At 39.7% G+C, this 20,753-nt stretch carries 13 protein-coding genes; 11 read left to right on the top strand and 2 right to left on the bottom strand.

What is annotated here, in order from left to right; genetic code table 11:
- The first annotated feature begins 2 nt into the window (after nucleotides 1–2).
- The 5 genes from OQX63_RS16440 to OQX63_RS16420 all read left to right on the top strand — a co-directional run bounded on the left by OQX63_RS16440 (nucleotide 3) and on the right by OQX63_RS16420 (nucleotide 8,527).
- Nucleotides 3–1,625 carry a DUF5008 domain-containing protein gene (locus OQX63_RS16440; protein ID WP_265851909.1) on the top strand — a complete coding sequence of 541 codons (1,623 nt, stop codon included), beginning with the start codon at nucleotides 3–5 and terminating at the stop codon, nucleotides 1,623–1,625.
- Between the two features lie 38 nt (nucleotides 1,626–1,663).
- Entirely contained in the window at nucleotides 1,664–3,358 is a 1,695-nt protein-coding gene (locus OQX63_RS16435; protein WP_265851908.1) for an alkaline phosphatase family protein, read from the top strand.
- A gap of 31 nt (nucleotides 3,359–3,389) precedes the next feature.
- The gene (locus OQX63_RS16430; RefSeq protein WP_265851907.1) at nucleotides 3,390–4,826 is read left to right on the top strand and encodes a PA14 domain-containing protein; all 1,437 of its coding nucleotides are present in this window, start codon (nucleotides 3,390–3,392) and stop codon (nucleotides 4,824–4,826) included.
- Between the two features lie 13 nt (nucleotides 4,827–4,839).
- Complete coding sequence (locus tag OQX63_RS16425; protein ID WP_265851906.1) at nucleotides 4,840–5,673, top strand: PKD domain-containing protein; 834 nt, start codon at nucleotides 4,840–4,842, stop codon at nucleotides 5,671–5,673.
- Between the two features lie 424 nt (nucleotides 5,674–6,097).
- Nucleotides 6,098–8,527 (top strand): glutaminase domain-containing protein, encoded by a 2,430-nt coding sequence (locus OQX63_RS16420; RefSeq protein ID WP_416276538.1) that lies wholly within the window; start codon nucleotides 6,098–6,100, stop codon nucleotides 8,525–8,527.
- Between the two features lie 754 nt (nucleotides 8,528–9,281).
- Here OQX63_RS16420 and dinB read toward each other — a convergent pair.
- On the bottom strand, nucleotides 9,282–10,382 hold the full coding sequence (gene dinB / locus OQX63_RS16415; RefSeq protein WP_265851904.1) for a DNA polymerase IV: 1,101 nt from the start codon (nucleotides 10,380–10,382) through the stop codon (nucleotides 9,282–9,284).
- Between the two features lie 65 nt (nucleotides 10,383–10,447).
- On the opposite strand from dinB, the gene OQX63_RS16410 reads away from it, so the two are divergent.
- Nucleotides 10,448–10,801, top strand: a complete 354-nt coding sequence (locus tag OQX63_RS16410) for a DUF6717 family protein (RefSeq protein WP_265851903.1) — start codon at nucleotides 10,448–10,450, stop codon at nucleotides 10,799–10,801.
- A 185-nt stretch (nucleotides 10,802–10,986) separates the two neighbouring features.
- Here OQX63_RS16410 and OQX63_RS16405 read toward each other — a convergent pair whose 3' ends face one another.
- Nucleotides 10,987–11,346: a response regulator gene (locus OQX63_RS16405; protein ID WP_265851902.1), complete on the bottom strand. Its 360-nt coding sequence runs from the start codon at nucleotides 11,344–11,346 to the stop codon at nucleotides 10,987–10,989.
- Between the two features lie 286 nt (nucleotides 11,347–11,632).
- Between OQX63_RS16405 and OQX63_RS16400 the strand changes: the two genes are divergently transcribed.
- The 5 genes from OQX63_RS16400 to OQX63_RS16380 all read left to right on the top strand — a co-directional run bounded on the left by OQX63_RS16400 (nucleotide 11,633) and on the right by OQX63_RS16380 (nucleotide 20,679).
- The gene (locus OQX63_RS16400) at nucleotides 11,633–12,643 is read left to right on the top strand and encodes a LacI family DNA-binding transcriptional regulator (RefSeq protein ID WP_265851901.1); all 1,011 of its coding nucleotides are present in this window, start codon (nucleotides 11,633–11,635) and stop codon (nucleotides 12,641–12,643) included.
- A 436-nt stretch (nucleotides 12,644–13,079) separates the two neighbouring features.
- Nucleotides 13,080–16,046 (top strand): SusC/RagA family TonB-linked outer membrane protein, encoded by a 2,967-nt coding sequence (locus tag OQX63_RS16395; protein ID WP_265851900.1) that lies wholly within the window; start codon nucleotides 13,080–13,082, stop codon nucleotides 16,044–16,046.
- A gap of 22 nt (nucleotides 16,047–16,068) precedes the next feature.
- Entirely contained in the window at nucleotides 16,069–17,673 is a 1,605-nt protein-coding gene (locus OQX63_RS16390) for a RagB/SusD family nutrient uptake outer membrane protein (protein ID WP_265851899.1), read from the top strand.
- Between the two features lie 18 nt (nucleotides 17,674–17,691).
- The gene (locus OQX63_RS16385) at nucleotides 17,692–18,708 is read left to right on the top strand and encodes a SusE domain-containing protein (protein ID WP_265851898.1); all 1,017 of its coding nucleotides are present in this window, start codon (nucleotides 17,692–17,694) and stop codon (nucleotides 18,706–18,708) included.
- A 57-nt stretch (nucleotides 18,709–18,765) separates the two neighbouring features.
- Complete coding sequence (locus tag OQX63_RS16380) at nucleotides 18,766–20,679, top strand: glycoside hydrolase family 13 protein (protein ID WP_265851897.1); 1,914 nt, start codon at nucleotides 18,766–18,768, stop codon at nucleotides 20,677–20,679.
- Nucleotides 20,680–20,753 lie beyond the last annotated feature (74 nt).

Genomic DNA, 20,753 nt, shown 5'->3' with positions numbered 1-20,753 from the left:
AAATGATGAAAAAGATTAAATTTATATTCACAATAATCACTTTACTTGCCTTAAGCTTTCAAGGGTGTAAAAAGGCTGATGATGTGATCCCTGACCCTTATGCTGATGCTAAATCGCCTTTAGGAGTAGCCATCTCTCAAACCGATGTTCCTGTTCCTGCTGTTGGGGTCGTAGGTACCTCTGTGGTCATCAAAGCTTCGGGCTTTGATAAATATAAAGATCAATTGACCTTTATGTTTAACGGCGAAAAGGCCGAGGTAGTTAATGTAACCGCCACAGAAATTACAGTTAAAGTTCCGGAAAGCGGCAGTTCGGGCGTAACATCCATCGCCATTGGCGATCAGTTATTTATTGGTCCAACTTTTACTGTAAAGGGACTCATTCAGATCGATCCTACCTTTAAAGCTGTAGCGGGTACCAACGGTTATGTAAGTCAGGTATACGAAATGGTTGATGGAAGAGCTATCGTTGTAGGTAACTTTACCAATTTTGATAACAAAGGTGGGGTGGTTCCAATCAATCGAATTGCCAGAACATCCATTGACGGAGAATACGATCGTACTTTCCGTACCGGAAAAGGGGCAAATGGTCCATTATATAGGGTTTTGGAAATTGGGGGTCGCTTTATTATTGCGGGTAGTTTTAGCGGATTTAACCAGCGTACCGAAAATATCAGCAACATTACCAGCTTGTTCACCACTGGAGCAATAGATACGGTAAAAATCCAAACGAAAAGAAAACCAACGGTTACCGATACGGTTACGCAAAAATGGTTCCCGAGGTTTAACGGTGGTACAAATGGTTATATCAACCGTTTATATGCCCATCAGGGAAAAATTTTAGCAACAGGTAATTTTAGATTTTACGTAAAAAGAACTTATGATAAGTTTAACTACGACTTATCAAGGGATACGGTAATATTGGATAGTACAGATATTCGCCAGGTTTTGCGCTTTAATTTAGATGGTAGCCTTGATAAAACATTTCGTTTTAATACTACAACCAATAAAGGGAAGGAAAGTGGAAATGGAAATATCGATAGTTATATGCATACGGATGCAGATAAATTGGAAAAACTGGTGGTATTTGGGAGCTTTAGTACGTTTGATGGTCAACCGGCCAATCGTATCGTTCGTTTAAACCCTGACGGAAACCTCGATCCCTCTTTTACGCCCGGCTCAGGGGCAGATAATACCATAAGTTCATGTACTTATAATGCTACTACAAAAAAATATGTGATTACTGGAATCTTTAGCCAATACAATGGTAAACCAGCATTTGGTATGGCGGTTTTAAATGATAACGGAACTTTAGATGAGACATTTGCTTCCAGATCATTTGAAGGTGGTTTTCCTGGTTTCGCCAAGCAGCTTAATAACGGATTAATTGTAGCAAGCGGGAACTTTATAAAATACAATAACATTACCAGAAATGGTTTTATGGTATTAACATCGACAGGGACATTGGCAAAAGGATACAATTCTACCGGTCCTTTTAATGGTGGCTTATCTGATGTGATCGAAACCAAATCTGCAGATGGTAAAAAAGCATTATTGTTAATTGGTGAATTTTATCGTTTTGATAATTTACCGTTATATCACATCATTAGGGTAACCATCGAATAATAGATTAAGCTAACCAGATATAAATTAAGATGATTATAATGAAAAAATATAGATTATTGATTGGCTTAATCGCAACAATCATAACCACGGCCATATTTTCCTGCAATAAAGAGTTCGATAGAACCATTGGGGATAAGAATGCCAGCGATACTACAACCGTTAAATACGGAAACCGAAAGGTACTTTATTTGGTGGTTGATGGGGCGAGGGGGCAATCGGTTTTAGATGCCAATACACCAAATATAGATGCAATTTTACCACATGCTATTTACACTTGGGTAGGTTTAAGTGATCCTGAAGCAACCTCAAACGCAAGTAATTGGGCAAATATGTTAACCGGGGTTAAAATGGAAAAACATAAGGTTACCAATAATGAATTAACGAATAACAATCTGCAGAATTACCCTATTATCTTTAACAGGATTAAAGAGGCAAGTGCAAAATCGAAAATCGTAACCTATACCCCTTCAGCAGTTTTTAAATCGTTAAACACGGGGGCTGATGCCAGTAATTTGGTTGCAGATGATGATGCCGTTAAAGCTGGTTTAATCAGCAATATCGGCAGCGATACCGCATCAGTTATCGTCGGTCATTTTACAGGGATTAATGCAGCAGGGGCAGCATCCGGGTATGATGTTTCTTTTCCGGCATACAAAGCAGCGATAGAAAAATTTGATACTGCAGTAGGAGAACTCCTTGCTGCACTAAAGAAAAGGCCTAATTATAACAATGAGCAATGGCTGGTTGTTATTGCATCAAGTGCTGGTGGGCAATATACCTTACCTGCAAATGCTGATGACCAAACCATTTTTAGCCAGCCCAAAGTAAATTCATTTGTAATTTATTATGCGCCAACCTACAACAAACGAATTTTAACAAAGCCATTTACCGGTAACCGGTATTTAGGTAAAACCATCCGTTTTAAGGGACAAGATGTTAGGGCACAGGTTGATGCCGCTGATGCTAATGTTTATAACATTGACGATACCACAAAGGTGACCATAGAACTTAAGGTTAAAAAGAACGAAGACAAGTTTTTCTGGCCAAGCGTTTTGGGTAAACGTAATGAGTGGTCGAGCGGCCACCCAAGTGTAGGTTGGGTAATTTATCTGGAAGAAGACTATTGGTATTTTGAATGGCGGGGTACTAAAGATGGAGATTACCACCAATGCAGGGGCGGAAGTTTTCCAAAGGGGAAATGGACAAACTTAACAGCAAAGATAGAGGTGCGCAATGGACAAAGGTTTGTTCGTACCTACACCAACGGTAGCTTTAATAATGAGGTCGAAATTACCGGTTCAGGCTCGTTGGCAAATGCTAATCCTTTAAAATTGGGATATTTAAATGGAAATGGGCACGGAGAGCCTGATGTGTATGTAAGTGATATCCGCTTTTTTAAATTTTCTGTTCCAGATGGTATGATTGGCAATTATGCCTGTCAAACTTCAATAGATCAAAGTCACCCATACTTTAATTTTCTGGTAGGATACTGGCCCGCAACAGATGGTAATGGCAATATCATGGCCGATATAAGTTCTCAGGCACATGATTTCAAATTTCAGGGCACCTATGACTGGGAGAGTTTTAACGATCTGATCTGCCCACCTGCTCCAGAAACACTGGCCATATTTGTTCCTCAAACAGCAGATATCCCGGCACAGATTATAAACTGGTTAAAAATTGCCAATAAACAAACCTGGGGGCTTGATGGCCGCGTTTGGCTAGATCAATAACAGATTTGCTGATCATTTAAAATAGTATAAAATGAAAAAAATTATATATATCGCATTGATAAGTTTAGCCATTATTGGCATTTATTCTTGTCGCAAATCAAAAATAGAAGATTTAACATTGCCCGATCCCAATACCAGGAGTATAACAGGAGAAGGTATTGTTGCCGGGAAGGTATCTATAGATAACGAATACGTTAAGGTGCCTTTTAAAATTTCTTTGACCGGCGTTGCAGAAGAGGCCTTTCAGGTGGGTTTAACTTTAAATAACGATACCGTTACGCAGTTAATTAATAATGGAACCATTACAAATGCAGTACTTATGCCATCTACAGCAGTAGAGTACCCTAATGTAATTAACGTGGCTTATGGGACCGATAACAGTGAAGGTATTGCCATTGTGCGCCGCTCTGTATTGGAGCGTAATTATGGGAAAAAAGTTGTTTTTGCACTAAGGCTTTCAGCTCCGGGCAAAGGAAATAAGATTGCTGCCGGCAAATCTACCATTATGGTGATCATCAATACTTCTGACTTGTTAAAAACTACCGATTTACATTACTTAACATTAAAAAATGCAGGTATCTATAACTTGGTGTACCAGGGAGATTACATTGTGGGGCCTGCAGGGGTAACTATTCCACTTATAGTAAATTTAGAAAACCAACCTTCAACGGCTTTCAACATTAAAATAAAAGAGAATATCGATACCATTGCTACTTTGGTGGGCAACGGAACTTTGCCTGTTGATGCCATACACCTGGCTGCTAAAGATTACAGCGTTGATACCTTGGTTCGGTTTGCCACAGGTGCTTCGAGTGCGGTTGTCAGACTTCAGATTCCATGGCCGGTTTTTGATGCCAACATTGTTGCCAATAAGAAATTTGCATTCGCCTTTAGTATTAGTGAAGCCACTAACCATGTGATTCACCCTACCAGGAGCAAAATAATAGTGGTGGTAGATCCAAACGTAAATTTGGATAATAACTCGTACATCACAGGAAACGGCACTGGTTTAACGGCCAAATATTATACAGACACCCAGTTAGATCCGGATGACGGACGTGCACCATTTTTGACGAGGATAGATGAGACCATTAACTTTAGTGGCGATGGATGGCCGGATAATGTAAAAAATGCTGCCGGAAAACAATTAAGCAGAGATAATTTTGCAAGTAAATGGAAGGGCGAGTTCCTGGCACCCGTACGTGGTACCTATACTTTTTATCAAACCCGCTGGGATGATGGCTCAAGGTTATATGTAAATGGTGTTGCTTTGGTAGATGATTATACCACTCAGTGGGATAAAGATTCGCGTAAGGGCACTATCTTTTTAGAACGCGGTAAACGTTACACTATTGAGGCACATCACCGTGAAAATGTTGGTGGGCAGCAGGCTTATCTAGAAATAGAAGTGCCGAATGTTTTATCAAAAAGGGTAATACCAAAATCTCAATTATTTCCAACGCCTTAAATATTAATTAGATATGAAAAATAATGTAAAAAGATCATGCAGTATCCTATCTCTTTTAATACTTATTGTAATCACCACAGTAAAGTGTAAGAAGGATGCAGAAGAGGTTGTGCCTGTAGTGGATGAACCTAAACCAACAGCAGGTTTTGACTATACAGTTGCCAGTCCGACCAAGTTTTTAGAATACCAGTTTACAGGTAGCTCTACAAATTATAAAACTTTGTTGTGGCAATTTGGAGATGATAGTACTTCTGTTTCGGTCAATCCAAAACATGTCTATCGTTTCCCAGGCAAATATAAAGTAACCTTAACCGCCAGAAATGGCCAGGGTTATTCTGCCTCAAAAGAAGTGCTTTTAAATATTGTCGATCCGAATTTCGATCCAACCAAAATCGGGGAAAATTATATGCAGACGGTTGGAGGCATATTCTCGGTAAACCTAGAAGCCGGTGCCGGCCCCAATTCTGATGAGGGATCTAAAAAATTGGTTGATGGAGACATCACGACCAAATTTTTACAGGCGGGTTTTGATGGTACGCAAAGATGTACTTTCGAACTTACAACACCGCAGGTAGTTGGCGCTTACACCTTAACCTCGGGTAACGATGCTGAAGATCGCGACCCACGGTATTGGATTTTGCAGGGATCAATAGATGGTATCCAGTATACCGACTTACACACCGTAACCACTTGTCCTTGGGCCAATTCTGGCGATAGACGTGTGACGAAAAGATATTATTTTGACAACTTTGTAGCCTATAAATTCTATCGTCTTTACATCAAAGCCAATAGGGGAAGCCGTATATTTCAGCTATCCGAATGGACCATCAATAAAAAACAACCCTAAATAATTGGCGCTCCAAACCATTTGAATAATACATGAAGCTTAAAAACTTCATGTATTTTTTTGAAAAAAAAGTTAAGTTTTTATTAGGATTCAGGCAATTAAAAACTCAACTCCTTAATGGCTAAGGTCACTTGATCCGGTAGCTATCGGATTTATTTTAGGGTCTATTTAGCAGAAAAGCAGCAGATCTCCAAAGAAGTCAAGTTTCCCGGCATTATGGTCGTTAAAGCTTGACTTCTTTAGATTCTGTTTAAATGTCGTTCGGACAATTAAAATTGGCTTCTCTTGCGAAAAGTAAATTATATTTTATACTTTAGTAAAACGTTTAACTAACGTTAAATCTAACCAAAATATACGATCAGATTTCAACACACAAATTATGAACAGAACCAACATTTTAAAAGTCTTAGGTATACTCGGCTGTATGTTTGCAGGCAGTTTGCTAAAGGCGCAGGATCGAAAAGCCCCGGCTTATCCCTTAATTACACACAATACCTATTTCAGTATCTGGTCTACCACGGATAAACTAAATGAATCTTCTACCCAGCATTGGACGGGCGCCGATCATTCGCTTTTAGGAATGATTAATGTTGATGGTGGTATTTATCGTTTTTTAGGTAAAGAAAGTACCGCCTATAAAACGGTTGTACCTGCTTCATATGAAAAAGCTTATGATGTAAAGTATACAGAAACCGAGCCTCAGGGCGATTGGAAAGCTGCAAACTACCCGGCCAGCAACTGGCAAACAGGTAATGCACCTATAGGAGACGATGCCAAAAACGTGAAAACATTATGGAAATCGCACGATATATGGGTGAGGAGAACCTTTAATGTCGCTAATCCTGCATCAATAAACGAACTGTTTTTAAAAATCAATCACGATGATAACATCGAGGTTTACCTGAATGGAAAGAAAATCTACACGAAAGAAGGTTGGACCAATGATTTTAAATATATTGCTTTAGGCAAAAGCGATAAAAGTGCTTTAAAAGCCGGATCAAATGTAATGGCCATCCACCTGATCAATACTGCGGGAGGTCGTTTCCTTGATTTTGGTTTAGTAGATAAATTAAAAGACAATGCCGAAAAAGTACAGATCGCCAGGCAAAAAAGTGTCGATATTAATGCGACGCAAACGATTTATAACTTTACTTGTGGTAAAATAGATCTTAAATTAACTTTCACTTCACCATTGTTGATGAACGATTTGGGTTTATTTGCACGCCCGGTTTCTTACGTTTCTTATCAGGTAAAAGCAAATGATGGCAAAACACACCAGGTAAAAGTATACCTGAGTGCCTCATCAAACATTGCCGTTTATCGTCCTACACAAGAGGTTAAGGCCAGTAAATACAGCACGGCCAAATTATCGGTACTAAAAACAGGTACGGTAGAACAGCCAATTCTTCAAAAAGCGAGTGATGATATGCGTATTGATTGGGGTTATTTCTATGTAGCTGCACCAAAAACCAGCAATGCCATCCAGTTTGTAACAAGCGAAAAAGATGCTGCTGACGCTTTTAGAAAAGATAATTCTGCTTCAACAGCTAAACAGGGTAAGATGCTCGCTTTAAATACCGTTATCCCTTTCGGTACTGTAGGTAAAGCTGCGGTAGAAAAATATGTTGAACTGGGTTATGATGAAATTTACAGCATTCAATATTTTAATAAAAATTTAAGGCCATGGTGGAATACCTCGGGTAAAGAAACCATCGAAGCACAATTAACGGCTGCGGCTGACGAATACAAAAAAGTGATCGAGAAGTGTGAAGCTTTTAACCAGACTTTATATGCAGATGCCTTAAAATCTGGCGGTAAAGAATATGCTGATTTATGTGTGTTAGGTTATCGACAAAGTATTGCTGCACATACATTGGTAAAAAGTCCACAAGGTGAAATTTTATGGTTATCTAAAGAAAATAATAGTGGTGGTTTTATCAATACCGTTGATGTAACTTATCCATCTGCACCATTATACCTGATTTATAACCCTGAATTATTAGAGGGCATGTTGAATGGTATTTTCTATTTCAGCGAAAGTGGAAAATATCCTCATCCCTGGGCGGCACACGATTTAGGAACCTACCCGTTGGCCAACGGACAAACTTATGGCGAGCCGATGCCTGTAGAAGAATCAGGTAATATGATCATCCTAACTGCTGCGATTGCCAAAGTAAAGGGAAATGCCGATTATGCCAAAGCGCACTGGAAAACCCTGACTACCTGGGTTGATTATTTGACAAAAGAGGGCTTAGACCCTAAAACACAATTATGTACCGATGATTTTGCCGGTCACCTGGCCCGTAATGCCAATTTATCTGTAAAAGCAATTGTAGGTATAGCCTGTTATGCCCAAATGGCCCAAACATTGGGTTATGATGATATCGCTAAAAAATATAGGGCTATTGCCGAAAGTATGGTGCCGAAATGGATGGAAATGGCCGATGCGGGCGATCATTATGCCCTAACTTTCAATGATAAGAATACCTGGAGCCAGAAATATAACCTGGTGTGGGATAAGGTTTTAAACTTAAATTTATTCCCTCAAAAAATATATGATACCGAGACCAAATATTACCTGACGAAACAAAATAAATACGGAATTCCTTTAGATAGCAGAAAAGCTTACACTAAAAACGACTGGATTTTATGGACCGCTACTTTTGCGCCAACACAAAAAGAGTTCGAGGCTTTGGTGCATCCGGTTTACAAACATGCTATCGAAACCGAATCGAGAGTGCCGTTAAATGATTTTTATGATTCAAATACCGGTATCCGAGATAACTTTAAAGCCAGAAGTGTAGTGGGCGGTTTTTATATGAAAATGCTTTCTGATAAATTAAATACTAAATAATAACTCACCCCTCCATTAAATTAACAATCAAAGGTTCTGCATTAATTTGTAGAACCTTTTTTTGTTCTCGATATGCCACGTTTCCTCAAGTAAGATCGGCATATTTTTAGCAGTAAAGTCCTTAAAATAAATAAATTAATACGAGCGACATTTGGATTTAACGGTATATAGATACTCGAAAAATCGTCATTGCTGTATCGAAGTATCATTTCGACCGCAGTGGAGAACCCGAAGGCTCAGCGAAGCTAAATCTTTTAAACTAGGTTTTAATAGTTCGGTTGAAAAGATCTCTCCATTTCGCTGCGCTACAGTCGAGATGACGAATTTTTTTTGGGGAGTCTGTCATTTATAGCGTAGTTGAAGGGTACTTACCAGCAATTTATAAAGTTCAAGAAGTCTTCGACTACGCTCAAACTGACAATTGTGTGGCGCTTAACTTAATGAAATTGTGCTGCCGCCATTGTCGGGTTTAGGAACCAGGTTTTGTGCACCCTAAACCCCCAAAATGAAATACCGTATTACTGGCTTAGCCCTGGTTGAAGCGTTACCCTGCAGCAACGAGGCACGAGGCAGCGAAGCGGAAAAGCGGAAAACAGGAAGAAACTTTATGTGCTGTACAGGCCTTGCGCTCCAAATGAAAACTGATCGGCTTAGTCCTGTCGGTTGGTATTTTACCGTACGGTTTTGTCAGCATGTTTCTATCAGGAGACAGACTTCGGCCGAAAAAGTCATCCCTTAATGATGGTTCGTGGTTCTAAAACTCAAATTCCAATTGGTTATTCTCTGGCTTTTCTATCTCCACATCATCATAAAAGCGCGATAAGGTAATGCCCAACAACCTGACCTGGGTTATGCCGATTGCTGCCTCTTCCAAAAGTTTAATCGCCTCTGCATAAATTACTGCTGCTTGGTTAATCGGTGTGGCGAAGGAACGGCTGCGGGTAATGAGTTTAAAATCCGCAAACTTGATTTTTAGGGTTATTGTTTTTCCGCTTAGCTGGTGTTTTTCCAGGCGTTTGGCCACGGTTTCACTAATCTGTTTCAGCAGATCGTGCATCACGGCATCATCATTGGTATCTTCTGAAAAAGTATCTTCTGCACCTACCGATTTTGCTTCGCGGTTTGCCCGAACAGGCCGTTCGTCTATCCCACGAACAATTTTATAATAAAATCTTCCCGATTTCCCGAATTGAGCAATGAGCTGTGCTTCTGTTAGTTTTTTTAAATCTGCACCTGTATTAATCTGCATGGCCTTCATTTTGGCACCGGTAACTTTGCCAACACCAAAGAATTTTTCGACCGGGAGTTTTTCCATAAAAGCTTCGATCTTGGAAGGGCCAATAAACGTTAAGCCGTCGGGTTTGTTCATGTCTGAAGCCACCTTGGCTACAAATTTATTGATCGATACACCTGCCGAAGCTGTTAAATTTAACTCATTTTTAATGGCATCTTTAATCGATTGTGCAATATCAAGAGCCGAGCCGATGCCGAGTTTGTCTTCCGTTACATCCAGGTAAGCCTCATCCAACGATAGGGGCTCTATTAGATCCGTATACCGACTAAAAATTTCCCTGAGTGCTTTCGAAACTGCAGTATAGGCATCAAAACGAGGATATACGAAAATGGCTGTCGGGCAAAGCTGGTAAGCCTTACTCGATGGCATTGCCGAGCGGATTCCATATTGCCTGGCTTCGTAACTGGCTGTAGAAACCACACCACGACTGTCTGGCTTACCGCCAACCACTACAGGTTTTCCACGATATTCAGGGAAATCACGTTGCTCTACAGATGCATAAAAAGCATCCATGTCAATATGAATTATTTTTCTTAAAACCGGTGGAGTTAAATCAGACATGGAATGATCTAAATTTCGTGAATTTTATCAGGATTATTGGGCTAGATTTTTTTTCTTTACAAAATATGGAGAGAACAATTCGTTTTTATAAGAATGCAAAACACGAATGGTATGCCGATATACCCGAATGGGGCGGGGCAACAGAAGATTTGCAAATGGTAGAAGGTGCTGATGAGTTGTTAAACTGGGTAGCTGCTGCTGAAAATGAATGTAAATTATTAATGGCTGATGAGCATATTGATCATGCCGAAATTTTACATCTTGTGTATGCACGCGAAGAGAATTTGGGTGGTGGCGGTGACTATCTGCTGGAACAGTTTCGGGGAGAATTTAAGCACCATAAAATTTGGCTTTGTGGTGTAACAGAGTTTGTTTTTAAGCAATTACCCGAAAAGATTTATTTTGTGGAGATTGATTAACAGAAAATTTGACCATTAAGATTCTATATGTAGGCCTTACTTAAGCTCGTCATCCTGAACTTGTTTCAGGATCCATTTAACTGCAATGCTGTTAATATTGATTCATCATTATTAATTTTCCAAATAGAATCATCGTTCAAAAGACCCTGAAATAAATTCAGGGTTACAGTTCGGGTAGTATCAAGCTAATTCAACAAAATTTCTACTCTATTCAATAACGAATCCATCTCAAATGGTTTTTCCATAAAATCGTTTGCACCAGCATCCAGCGCAGATTGTCTGATATCCCTGCTGGCTGAAATCATTAAAATAGGGATTTCCTTAAATTGAGGATCGTTTTTAAGCTGTTTACAGATATCTCTGCCATCATATCCACTCATCCAGATATCAAGCATGATCAGGTCTGGTTTGTTTTTTACAGCGTCAATAACTGCTCCACCATCATATGTAAATTCAACAACATAACCCATTACTTCCAAAATCATTGTTATCGCGTCAACAATTCCTTCGTCGTCATCGGCAATGAGTATTTTCTTGTTCGCCATTTTGTAATTTTATTTCATATCGTTTGTTTTTCAACTGGAAATTGCAAATGATTGCGCATATAGTTTATTAATGCGTCAAAGATGCTTTTTGTTTTAAAAAAAAAGAATATTTATTTATAAAATTTAGAAAATGGGCTGACTAACTATTTTTCCGACTGTGATTTACGGTAGTATGCCGGGTTTACCATTAAAAAAGCAAACATGATTTTAAAGCCTGTGAAATATTTCGGACTTATAGTTTATATTTACAGCGTTTATTCAAACTACTAGGGTTTAACAGCCAAAAATGGACAGCATTAATATTAAGAAGTTAGCAGAGGCGTTAAATTTATCTACTTCTACAATTTCGCGGGCTTTTAGGGATAATAGTGACATTAATGGTGCTACAAAGGAGCGTATATTGGCCAAGGCGAAGGAATTAAACTACCAGCCCAACCATTACGCCAGTAATTTAAGGGAGCAAAAAAGTAAAACGATAGCAGTTATTGTACCCGAATTGGCCAATAATTATTTCTCACAGGCTATACATGGTATTGAGCGCGTAGCCAGAGAAAATGGTTACCATATCTTAATTTATGTAACGGATGATGATTACCAAAAAGAAGTAACTTTCATCCGCCATTTGCATAACGGCAGGGCCGATGGTATTATCATGTCGGTTTCCGGCGAGGCCAATGATCATAATTACCTCAATAAATTTGGGAGTAAAAGATTGCCATTGGTATTTTTCGACCGCATTTACGAAGATATTGATACCCCGAGGGTAATTACCAATGATTATGACAGTAGTTTTCTGGCTACAGAACATTTAATAGAGCAGGGTTGCAAGCGGATAGCTTACCTGGTGGTGAATAAAAGTTTATCAATAGGTAAAACCCGTATGCAGGGTTATATTGATGCACTGGCCAAATATCAGGTTACATTTGAAGAAAATCTTATTGTTGATTGCAGCAACAGTTATGAAGAAAATAGCCTGATCATTAAGGAGGCTTTAACGCAATTAAAACCCGACGGTATTTTTACCTCGGTAGAGCGTTTGGCTTTTGCCACTTATTATGCCTGCTACGATCTTAATGTTAACATTCCCAATGATTTAAAGGTGATCAGTTTCTCCAGTTTGGAAATTGCTCCTTTGTTAAATCCTTCACTTACAACCATCACCCAACCCGCTATTGAAATAGGGGAAAAAGCAGCTGAATTACTGTTTACCGTATTGGATGATCAAGCCAATAAAAACCGGCCAAATGAGGTGGTTTTAACATCCAAAATAATCAAGCGAAATTCGACTAATAAATAGACAAAAAAAGGCCAAAAACAGGGGTGTTTTTTAGTTCAAAATTTTCAAAAATTTTCTTCACTTAGTGTAAAACACGAAGAAATTTTGACGATTTTCGGGAACGTTCCCGAAAGATGACAGAATTTTGATCTATTTTTTTCGGGAACGTTCCCGAAAAAAGCAGTAAAAATAGCTTAGTGTAATAATTACACTTTAAATTTAAATTTGTAATTTTTAAATAATTGATATTTAGACAATTAAAAATTAAAAATTATTTAATATGGTTTTTTTATCTGTGTGGAAAAGCTGATTTTTAGCTTGATTTTCTTACGGCAATTTTAGCCTGAAATATATTTTTTAAATAAATTTTGAAATCTCATGAACAGCTGTAAATTAGGCCTATGTGTAAATCACTATAATATTTAACCAAATTTTTATACTTAAACGAGCTTCAAATATGAGAGTATTTTACCTGTTAAAACAGGGGCTTTTGGTGCTGTTGGTTTTTTCAGCATTAATGGTAAAAGCACAAACCGGATCGGTATCTGGTAAGGTGCTTGATGAAACCGGCCTACCATTACCTGGTGCTTCTGTAATTGTTAAAGGAACAACAAGAAGTACCTCGACCGATGCCGATGGTAATTTTAAACTGGTAGGATTATCGAATGGTTCGATAACGTTATCTGCAAGTTTTATCGGCTATCAAACCCTTGATAAAGCCGTAAGCATTTCAGCAAATGCAACTGTTAATTTTCAGTTGGTGCCCGATGCACAGAAACTTAACGAAGTTGTGGTAATCGGTTATGGTACTGCCGAAAAGAAAAACCTGACTGGTTCAATCACTACGGTCAATGCCAAGGATTTCCAAAAAGGTACCATTACTACGCCTGAGCAATTAATCCAGGGTAAGGTAGCTGGTGTAAACATCGTTTCGGGTGGTGGAGCACCAGGTGGCGGTAGTACCATTCGCATCCGTGGAGGTGCCTCGCTTAATGCCAGTAATGATCCTTTGATCGTGGTTGATGGTGTGCCATTTAGTGGTAACAGTATCGGTAATGCACCTAGTCCGCTTTCATTGATTAACCCTAACGATATCGAAACTTTTACCGTGTTAAAAGATGCAAATGCTACGGCCATTTATGGTTCAAGGGCATCTAATGGGGTAATCCTGATCACGACGAAAAAAGGGACATCCGGCGAACCTGTGATCAATTTCAGCACCAATAACTCCATTGCCAGCGTTGCTAAAAAAGTAAATGTGCTTACAGCCGATCAGGTGCGTGCCTTTGTAAATGCAAATGGTAGTGCAGCCCAAAAAGCATTGTTGGGTACGGCAAATACCGATTGGCAGAATGAAATTTACCAGAACGCATTCTCTACAGATAACAATTTAAGTATTGCAGGGTCTCTAAAAGGTGTTCCGTACCGTGTATCGGCAGGGTACCTTGATCAGGACGGAGTGGTGATTACCAGTAAACTAAAAAGGGCTACAGGTGCCATATCTGTTGCGCCCCGATTCTTTACTGATCACCTGAAAGCCGAACTGAACTTAAAAGGTTCTTTAAGCCAGTCGCAATATCCAAATGATGGTGCCATTGGTGCAGCTATTCAGTTCGATCCTACACAACCCGTTTATGCCAGCAATAACTATGGCGGTTATTTCGAATGGTTAAGTTCTAACGGTGTGCCTAATCCTAATGCACCGCGCAATCCGGTAGCCTTAATCAGGCAACAGGATAATAGTGGAAATGCTGCGAGAAGTTTTGGTAACTTAAAATTGGACTATTCTTTCCATTTTTTACCTGAATTACATGCCGTGGTAAATGTGGGTTATGATTATTCCAAAGGTCGTGGACGTACCATTGTACCTATCTATGCTGCACAGAGCGCATCAACCAGCGGATCATATTCAAACCGGTTAAATACCGAGATGAACAAATTTTCTGAAGCCTATTTAAGTTATGCCAAAACGGTAGAAAGCATCAAAAGTAAATTTGATGTAACAGCTGGTTACGGTTATTACGACGATGCAGTCACCAATTATAACTTCGCCACCTATAAAGGTACCGGAGAACTGTTAACCACACCTGTTTTCCCTTTTTCAATTGAGCAGAACAAATTGCTTTCTTACTATGGCCGTTTCAATTATACTTTAAACGATAAATACATTTTATCGGGTACCATGAGGGCTGATGCTTCCTCTAAATTTGCCCAGAACAACCGCTGGGGTTATTTTCCATCAGTAGGTTTTACCTGGAGAATTATCGGCGAGAATTTTTTGAAAAACAGCGAAACCCTATCAGATCTGAAACTGCGTTTAAGCTATGGCGAAACGGGTAATAAAGATGGTATCGGCAATTACGATTACCTATCCAAATACTACGCCAGTACGAACAATGGCCAGTATCAGGTAGGAAATAATTTCTACAACTATTATAGTCCGGCAGGTTATGATCCTGACTTGAGATGGGAAACCACAACCACTTATAATGCTGGTTTAGATTATGGTTTCCTAAAAGGTAGATTATATGGAAGCATTGATGTTTACTATAAAAAAACCAAGGATTTGTTAAGCACTGTAACCATTCCGGTAGGGACTAATTTTACCAACGTATTAACAACCAATGTGGGAAATATGGATGTAAGGGGTGCTGAGGTAAGCTTAAATTATGTAGCCATTAAAACAGAGAATACCAGTTGGGAACTGGGCATCAATGCCGCGTACAATAAAAGAGAGGTTACCAACCTAACCTTAAATCCAAATTCAGGTTTCAAAATTGATGCTGGCGACATTACCGGGGGTACTGGTATCCACCTAAAATATAATGCGGTTAATCAGTTACCGGGTTCATTCTATGTGTATAAACAGGTATACAATGCCGATGGCAAACCACTTGAAGGTGTTTATCAGGATCTGAACGGCGATGGTAGCATTTCGGCAGCAGACCAGTATTTCTATAAATCACCTGATCCTAAAGTAATCTTAGGTTTCAACACCTCGTTTACCTATAAAAAATGGACGGCAAGTACAGTATTAAGAGCCAATATCGGTAACTACGTTTACGACAATATTTCGTCAAACTTTGGTATCAGGAACAATGTATTAAGTACCCAGGGAATTCTTAATAATTCTACTTCAGATTTATATGTAACCAATTTCTCAGGAAGTTCTGGTGTACAATACCTGAGCGATTATTTTATCAAAAATGCTTCTTTCCTGAAAATGGATAACCTGGGTTTATCTTATAATGTTGGTAAGCTGTCGAAAACCGGGAGCGCAAACATGCGCATATCCGCAAACTGCCAAAACGTGTTCGTGGTTTCCAAATATAAGGGTATAGATCCGGAATTGGTTTCGGGTATCGATTATAACCTTTACCCTCGTCCACGTACCTATACTTTAGGCTTAAATGTTGGATTCTAATACTGAATAAAGAAATAGAGAAATGAAAAATTCATTTAAAACAATATTAGCATTGGGTTTCCTGGCAATCAGTTTAAATGCTTGTAAAAAAGAAGATTTAAACCTGACACCAACCAATGATGTAACCGCCGAGAATGTTTATGCAACGCCGGCAGGTTACAAAAACAGCTTAGTTAAGCTATATGCAACATATGCACTTACCAGTCCATCGGGATCGGATAACAGCGATGTGGGCGGTTTAAATGCAGGTTTTGCTGATTTTTTAAGGTTATTCTGGTCATCACAGGAGTTGGTAACCGATGAGGCCATCTGCGCCTGGGGCGATGTGGGTATTCCTGAACTGGATTACGGTACCCCGACCCCTGATAACCAGTTTTTGCGTGGTTTGTATTCCAGAAGCATTCTACAGATTACCTTCTGCAATGAGTTTCTCCGTGAAAGTACTCCTGAGAAATTAGCCAGCAGAAATATCACCGGGGCCGATGTCACTGCAATTAACCGCTACCGTGCCGAGGCCCGTTTCTTACGTGCCTATCAGTATTGGGTACTGATGGATGCTTTCGGAAATCCGCCGTTTATTACAGAGGATGATGCCATTGGTAAGGTAAATCCGAAACAGATCCAACGGGCTGCTTTGTTTACCTATGTAGAATCGGAATTAAAAGCCATTGAAGGCGATTTGGCCGATGCGCGCACCAATGAGTATGGGCGTGCCGATAAGGGGGCTGATTGGGCTTTACTGGCCAGGTTATACCTAAACGCCCAGGTGTACACCGGAACAGCTAAATATACCGAAGCCATTACCTACTCGAGTAAGGTAATCAATGCAGGTTACAGCTTAAAGGCAAATTATATGGATCTGTTCAAAGCTGATAATGATCTTAACAATACCGAAAATATTTTAACCATTAACTATGATGGTATCAACGGAACCAACTATGGTGGTACAACATTTTTGATTAATGCAGCAGTAGGTTTTACCGATAAATACATGAAAAGGAGCCCAGCAGATTATGGCGTTCCAAATGGGGGCTGGTCTGGAAACAGAACACGCCAAAACCTGCCTGCTTTATTTCCCGATACTTTAGGGAAATTAGATACAAGGGGCGTATTTGTAGGGGATAAAGCTACAGTTGACGAGGTAGGCGTATTTAAAGATGGTTTGCGTGTAACTAAATTTAAAAACATAACATCTACAGGTGCCATGGGCCGTTCGCTTAATGGAACTTTTAGCTCGGTTGATTTTCCCCTGTTCCGTTTGGCTGAACAATATTTGATTTACGGCGAAGCTGTAGCCCGTGGTGGTTCTGGTGGTAGTGCTGCACAAGCATTAACTTATGTAAACATAGTACGTCAACGCGCCTATGGCAATGCCACTGGAAACGTGTCGGCAGCGGCGTTAACGGTTGATTTTTATCTTGATGAGCGCGCCCGCGAATTATACTGGGAAGGTCACCGCCGAACAGATTTGATTCGCTATGGTAAATTTACAGGCTCAACTTATTTGTGGCCTTTCAAAGGTGGTGTACAAGCTGGTGCTTCTTTGCCTGCTTACCGTAATTTATATCCGCTTCCTTTAGCAGATCTGATTGCAAACCCAAATTTGGTTCAAAATACTGGTTATTAATATTTAATCTTAAAAGAGATGAAATCGATATTTCTCAAAACCCTGGCAGTTGGTCTTATGGCGGTTTCGCTATGGTCTTGTAAAAAAGACGAAACCCAAACCGTTTCAAATATTAGCCCCGCAGGAACATTAACAACATCAGCAACCACACTTAATTTGGTACAATCCAATGCCTCACAGGCAGCATTTACCTTAAGTTACCCAATTGCTACTTCAACCGGATACATAGTGCCGGTAAACACCAGCTTACAATTTGGTTTAAAGGGCACTAATTTTTCTCCGGTAAGAGAAGTGGCCGTGACTGCCAAGACCTATGCACCAACCATTACTGAAGTAAACAATATGATTTTGGCACTGGGAGGAAAGGTAGGAACTGCGGCACAGATTGAGGTGAGGCTAAAATCGGGTGCTGCAGTAAACGATCTAACTTATTCAAACGTAATTACCTTAACCGCTACACCTTATCTTGCCTCGGCATGGGTATATGTTCCTGGAGCATATCAGGGTTGGAATCCATCTACTGCAGATAGTTTGATCTCTGTTTCAAGCAATGGTATTTATACGGGAATGATCGCGTTCACACCCGGTAACCTCGAATTTAAAATTACCCCGGCAAAAAAATGGGATGTAGCTTATGGCGATGCTGGAAGTGGTAAGATCAGCACTGGTGCAGGCGATAACCTTAAATCGCCTGATGCGGTAGTGAAACAGGTAACTGTTGATCTGAACGCAGGTACTTATACCATTGGCGTTCCTAAAGAATGGTCGATTATTGGCGACGCTACCGTAGGTGGATGGGGCAATGATACCGATATGAAGGTAACCAATGATGGTAAAGCTAATTTTTATACCATTAAAACCACTTTAACTACCGGCGCTTTCAAATTTAGGTTTGCGCATGATTGGGCTACAAACCTTGGCGGTAGCTTAGGTACCCTTACAAATGGAGGTGATAATATTGCCGTTACCACTGCCGGAAACTACACTATCACTTTAGATGTGGCCGCAAAAAAAGCCACCATGGTTAAAAACTAATTGTTTATACATACCGCCCTGCAGCATTTATTGCTGTAGGGCATTTTAAGTTTTAGCATGATCAGACTTCATACCCTTAAAAAAAATCAGTTGCTATTTAACGCTCATACTAATACTTTTTTTAAAAAGATAAGCAGTACCGTTGCGCTTTTGTTTATCCTTTCTTTTAATAGCCTTTTCGCCCAAACACTCGAGCGTATCGAACCGATGTTTTGGTTTACCGATATGCACAACCCTAAACTGCAATTATTGGTACATGGCGATCAGATTGCCAATACAACTGTAACCTTAACTTATCCGGGAGTTAAACTGGTTAAGGTTAACAAAGTTGAAAACCCGAATTATTTATTTCTCGATTTAACCATTGCTCCGACGGCCAAAGCTGGGAAATTCCCGATTAATTTTGCCGTTAACGGAAAAAAGATATTTACTTACACCTACGAATTAAAAAACCGCGATAAAAGTGCCGGCAGAATTCAAGGGGTAACCAACAAAGATTTTATTTATCTGCTGATGCCCGATCGTTTTTCGAACGGTGATAAAAGCAACGATGTTGTTCAGGGTTTAACTGAAACCGCATTAAACCGCGACAGCATGTATTACCGCCACGGTGGCGATATCCAGGGGGTAATTAACCACCTCGATTACCTGAAAGATTTGGGCGTAACCACAGTTTGGATGACACCAGAAGTAGAAAATGATATGCCTCAGGCTTCGTATCACGGCTACGCAGTAACCGATCATTATAAAATAGATCCCCGCTACGGTACAAACGAACTTTACAAAAAGTATGTAGAGATTGCCCATGCCAAAGGATTAAAAGTGATTAAAGACATTGTACATAACCACATTGGCACCCACCACTGGTTTTATAAAGATTTACCCATGAAAAACTGGTTAAACCAATGGCCAACATACACCCAGACCAGTTATCGCGATCAGACCTTGATGGATATACATGCTTCAGCTGCAGATCGTAAACAAATGCTGGATGGTTGGTTTGTTCCTACAATGCCCGATTTAAATCAACGTAATCCTTATGTGCAAAATTACCTCACCCAAAACCACATCTGGTGGATCGAATATGCTGGAATTGACGGTTTACGTTTGGATACTTACGGATATAACGATCCGGTTTATATGGCCGATTGGGCTTTAAAAGTTCAGGCAGAATTTCCGCACTTATCTGTTTTTGGCGAAACATTGGTAACTGCAGTAGCGAACCAGGCTTTTTTTACAGGTGGTAACACCGTTAATCGTGGTTTTGATACCCATTTACAAGGCATTACTGATGCTACTTTAAAAGATGCAATTTATGAAGGGATAAATGGTAAAAATGGTTGGGTAGACGGAATTAACCGTTTATATGCCACTTTAGCGCACGATTTTCTTTATAAAAACCCCAATACCAACTGCATCTTTTTAGATAATCACGATATGAGCCGCTTCTACTCAATGGTTGGCGAAGATTTCGATAAATATAAAATGGGCATGAGTATCCTGTTAACCATGCGCGGCATTCCGCAGCTATATTATGGAACGGAAATCCTGATGAAAAACTTCTCCAATCCGGATGGGCTGATCCGTTCTGATTTTCCTGGAGGCTGGGAGGGCGACAAAAAAGATAAATTCGTTGCTGATGGACGTACCAAGAAAGAAAATGAGGCCTTCAACTTTGTTAAAACGCTGGCCAATTTCCGCAAAAATAGTCCGGCTCTACAAACAGGCAAATTAATGCAGTTTGTTCCCCAAGATGATATTTATGTTTATTTCCGCTACAATGCAGAACCAAAAGGCACTGTAATGGTTATTGTAAACAATACAGAAAAAGAAAAAACACTGAATACTGATCGTTTTGCCGAAAGAACAACAGGAATTACTTCCGCTAAAAACGTAATCACTGGGGAAAACATCGAATTCAAAAATATTAAAGTACCCGCTAAGACCACATTGGTGCTTGAGCTAAGATAGAAAAAGGTATTAGGTTGAGGGTTTAAGATATAGGATTTACATCTTGATACTTGATACTGATTACCTGATACAAA

Source organism: Pedobacter sp. PF22-3 (assembly GCF_026239555.1).
GTDB lineage: Bacteria > Bacteroidota > Bacteroidia > Sphingobacteriales > Sphingobacteriaceae > Pedobacter.
Note: the sequence above shows the minus strand (reverse complement) of the source record. Positions and strands in the feature narration are given on the sequence as shown.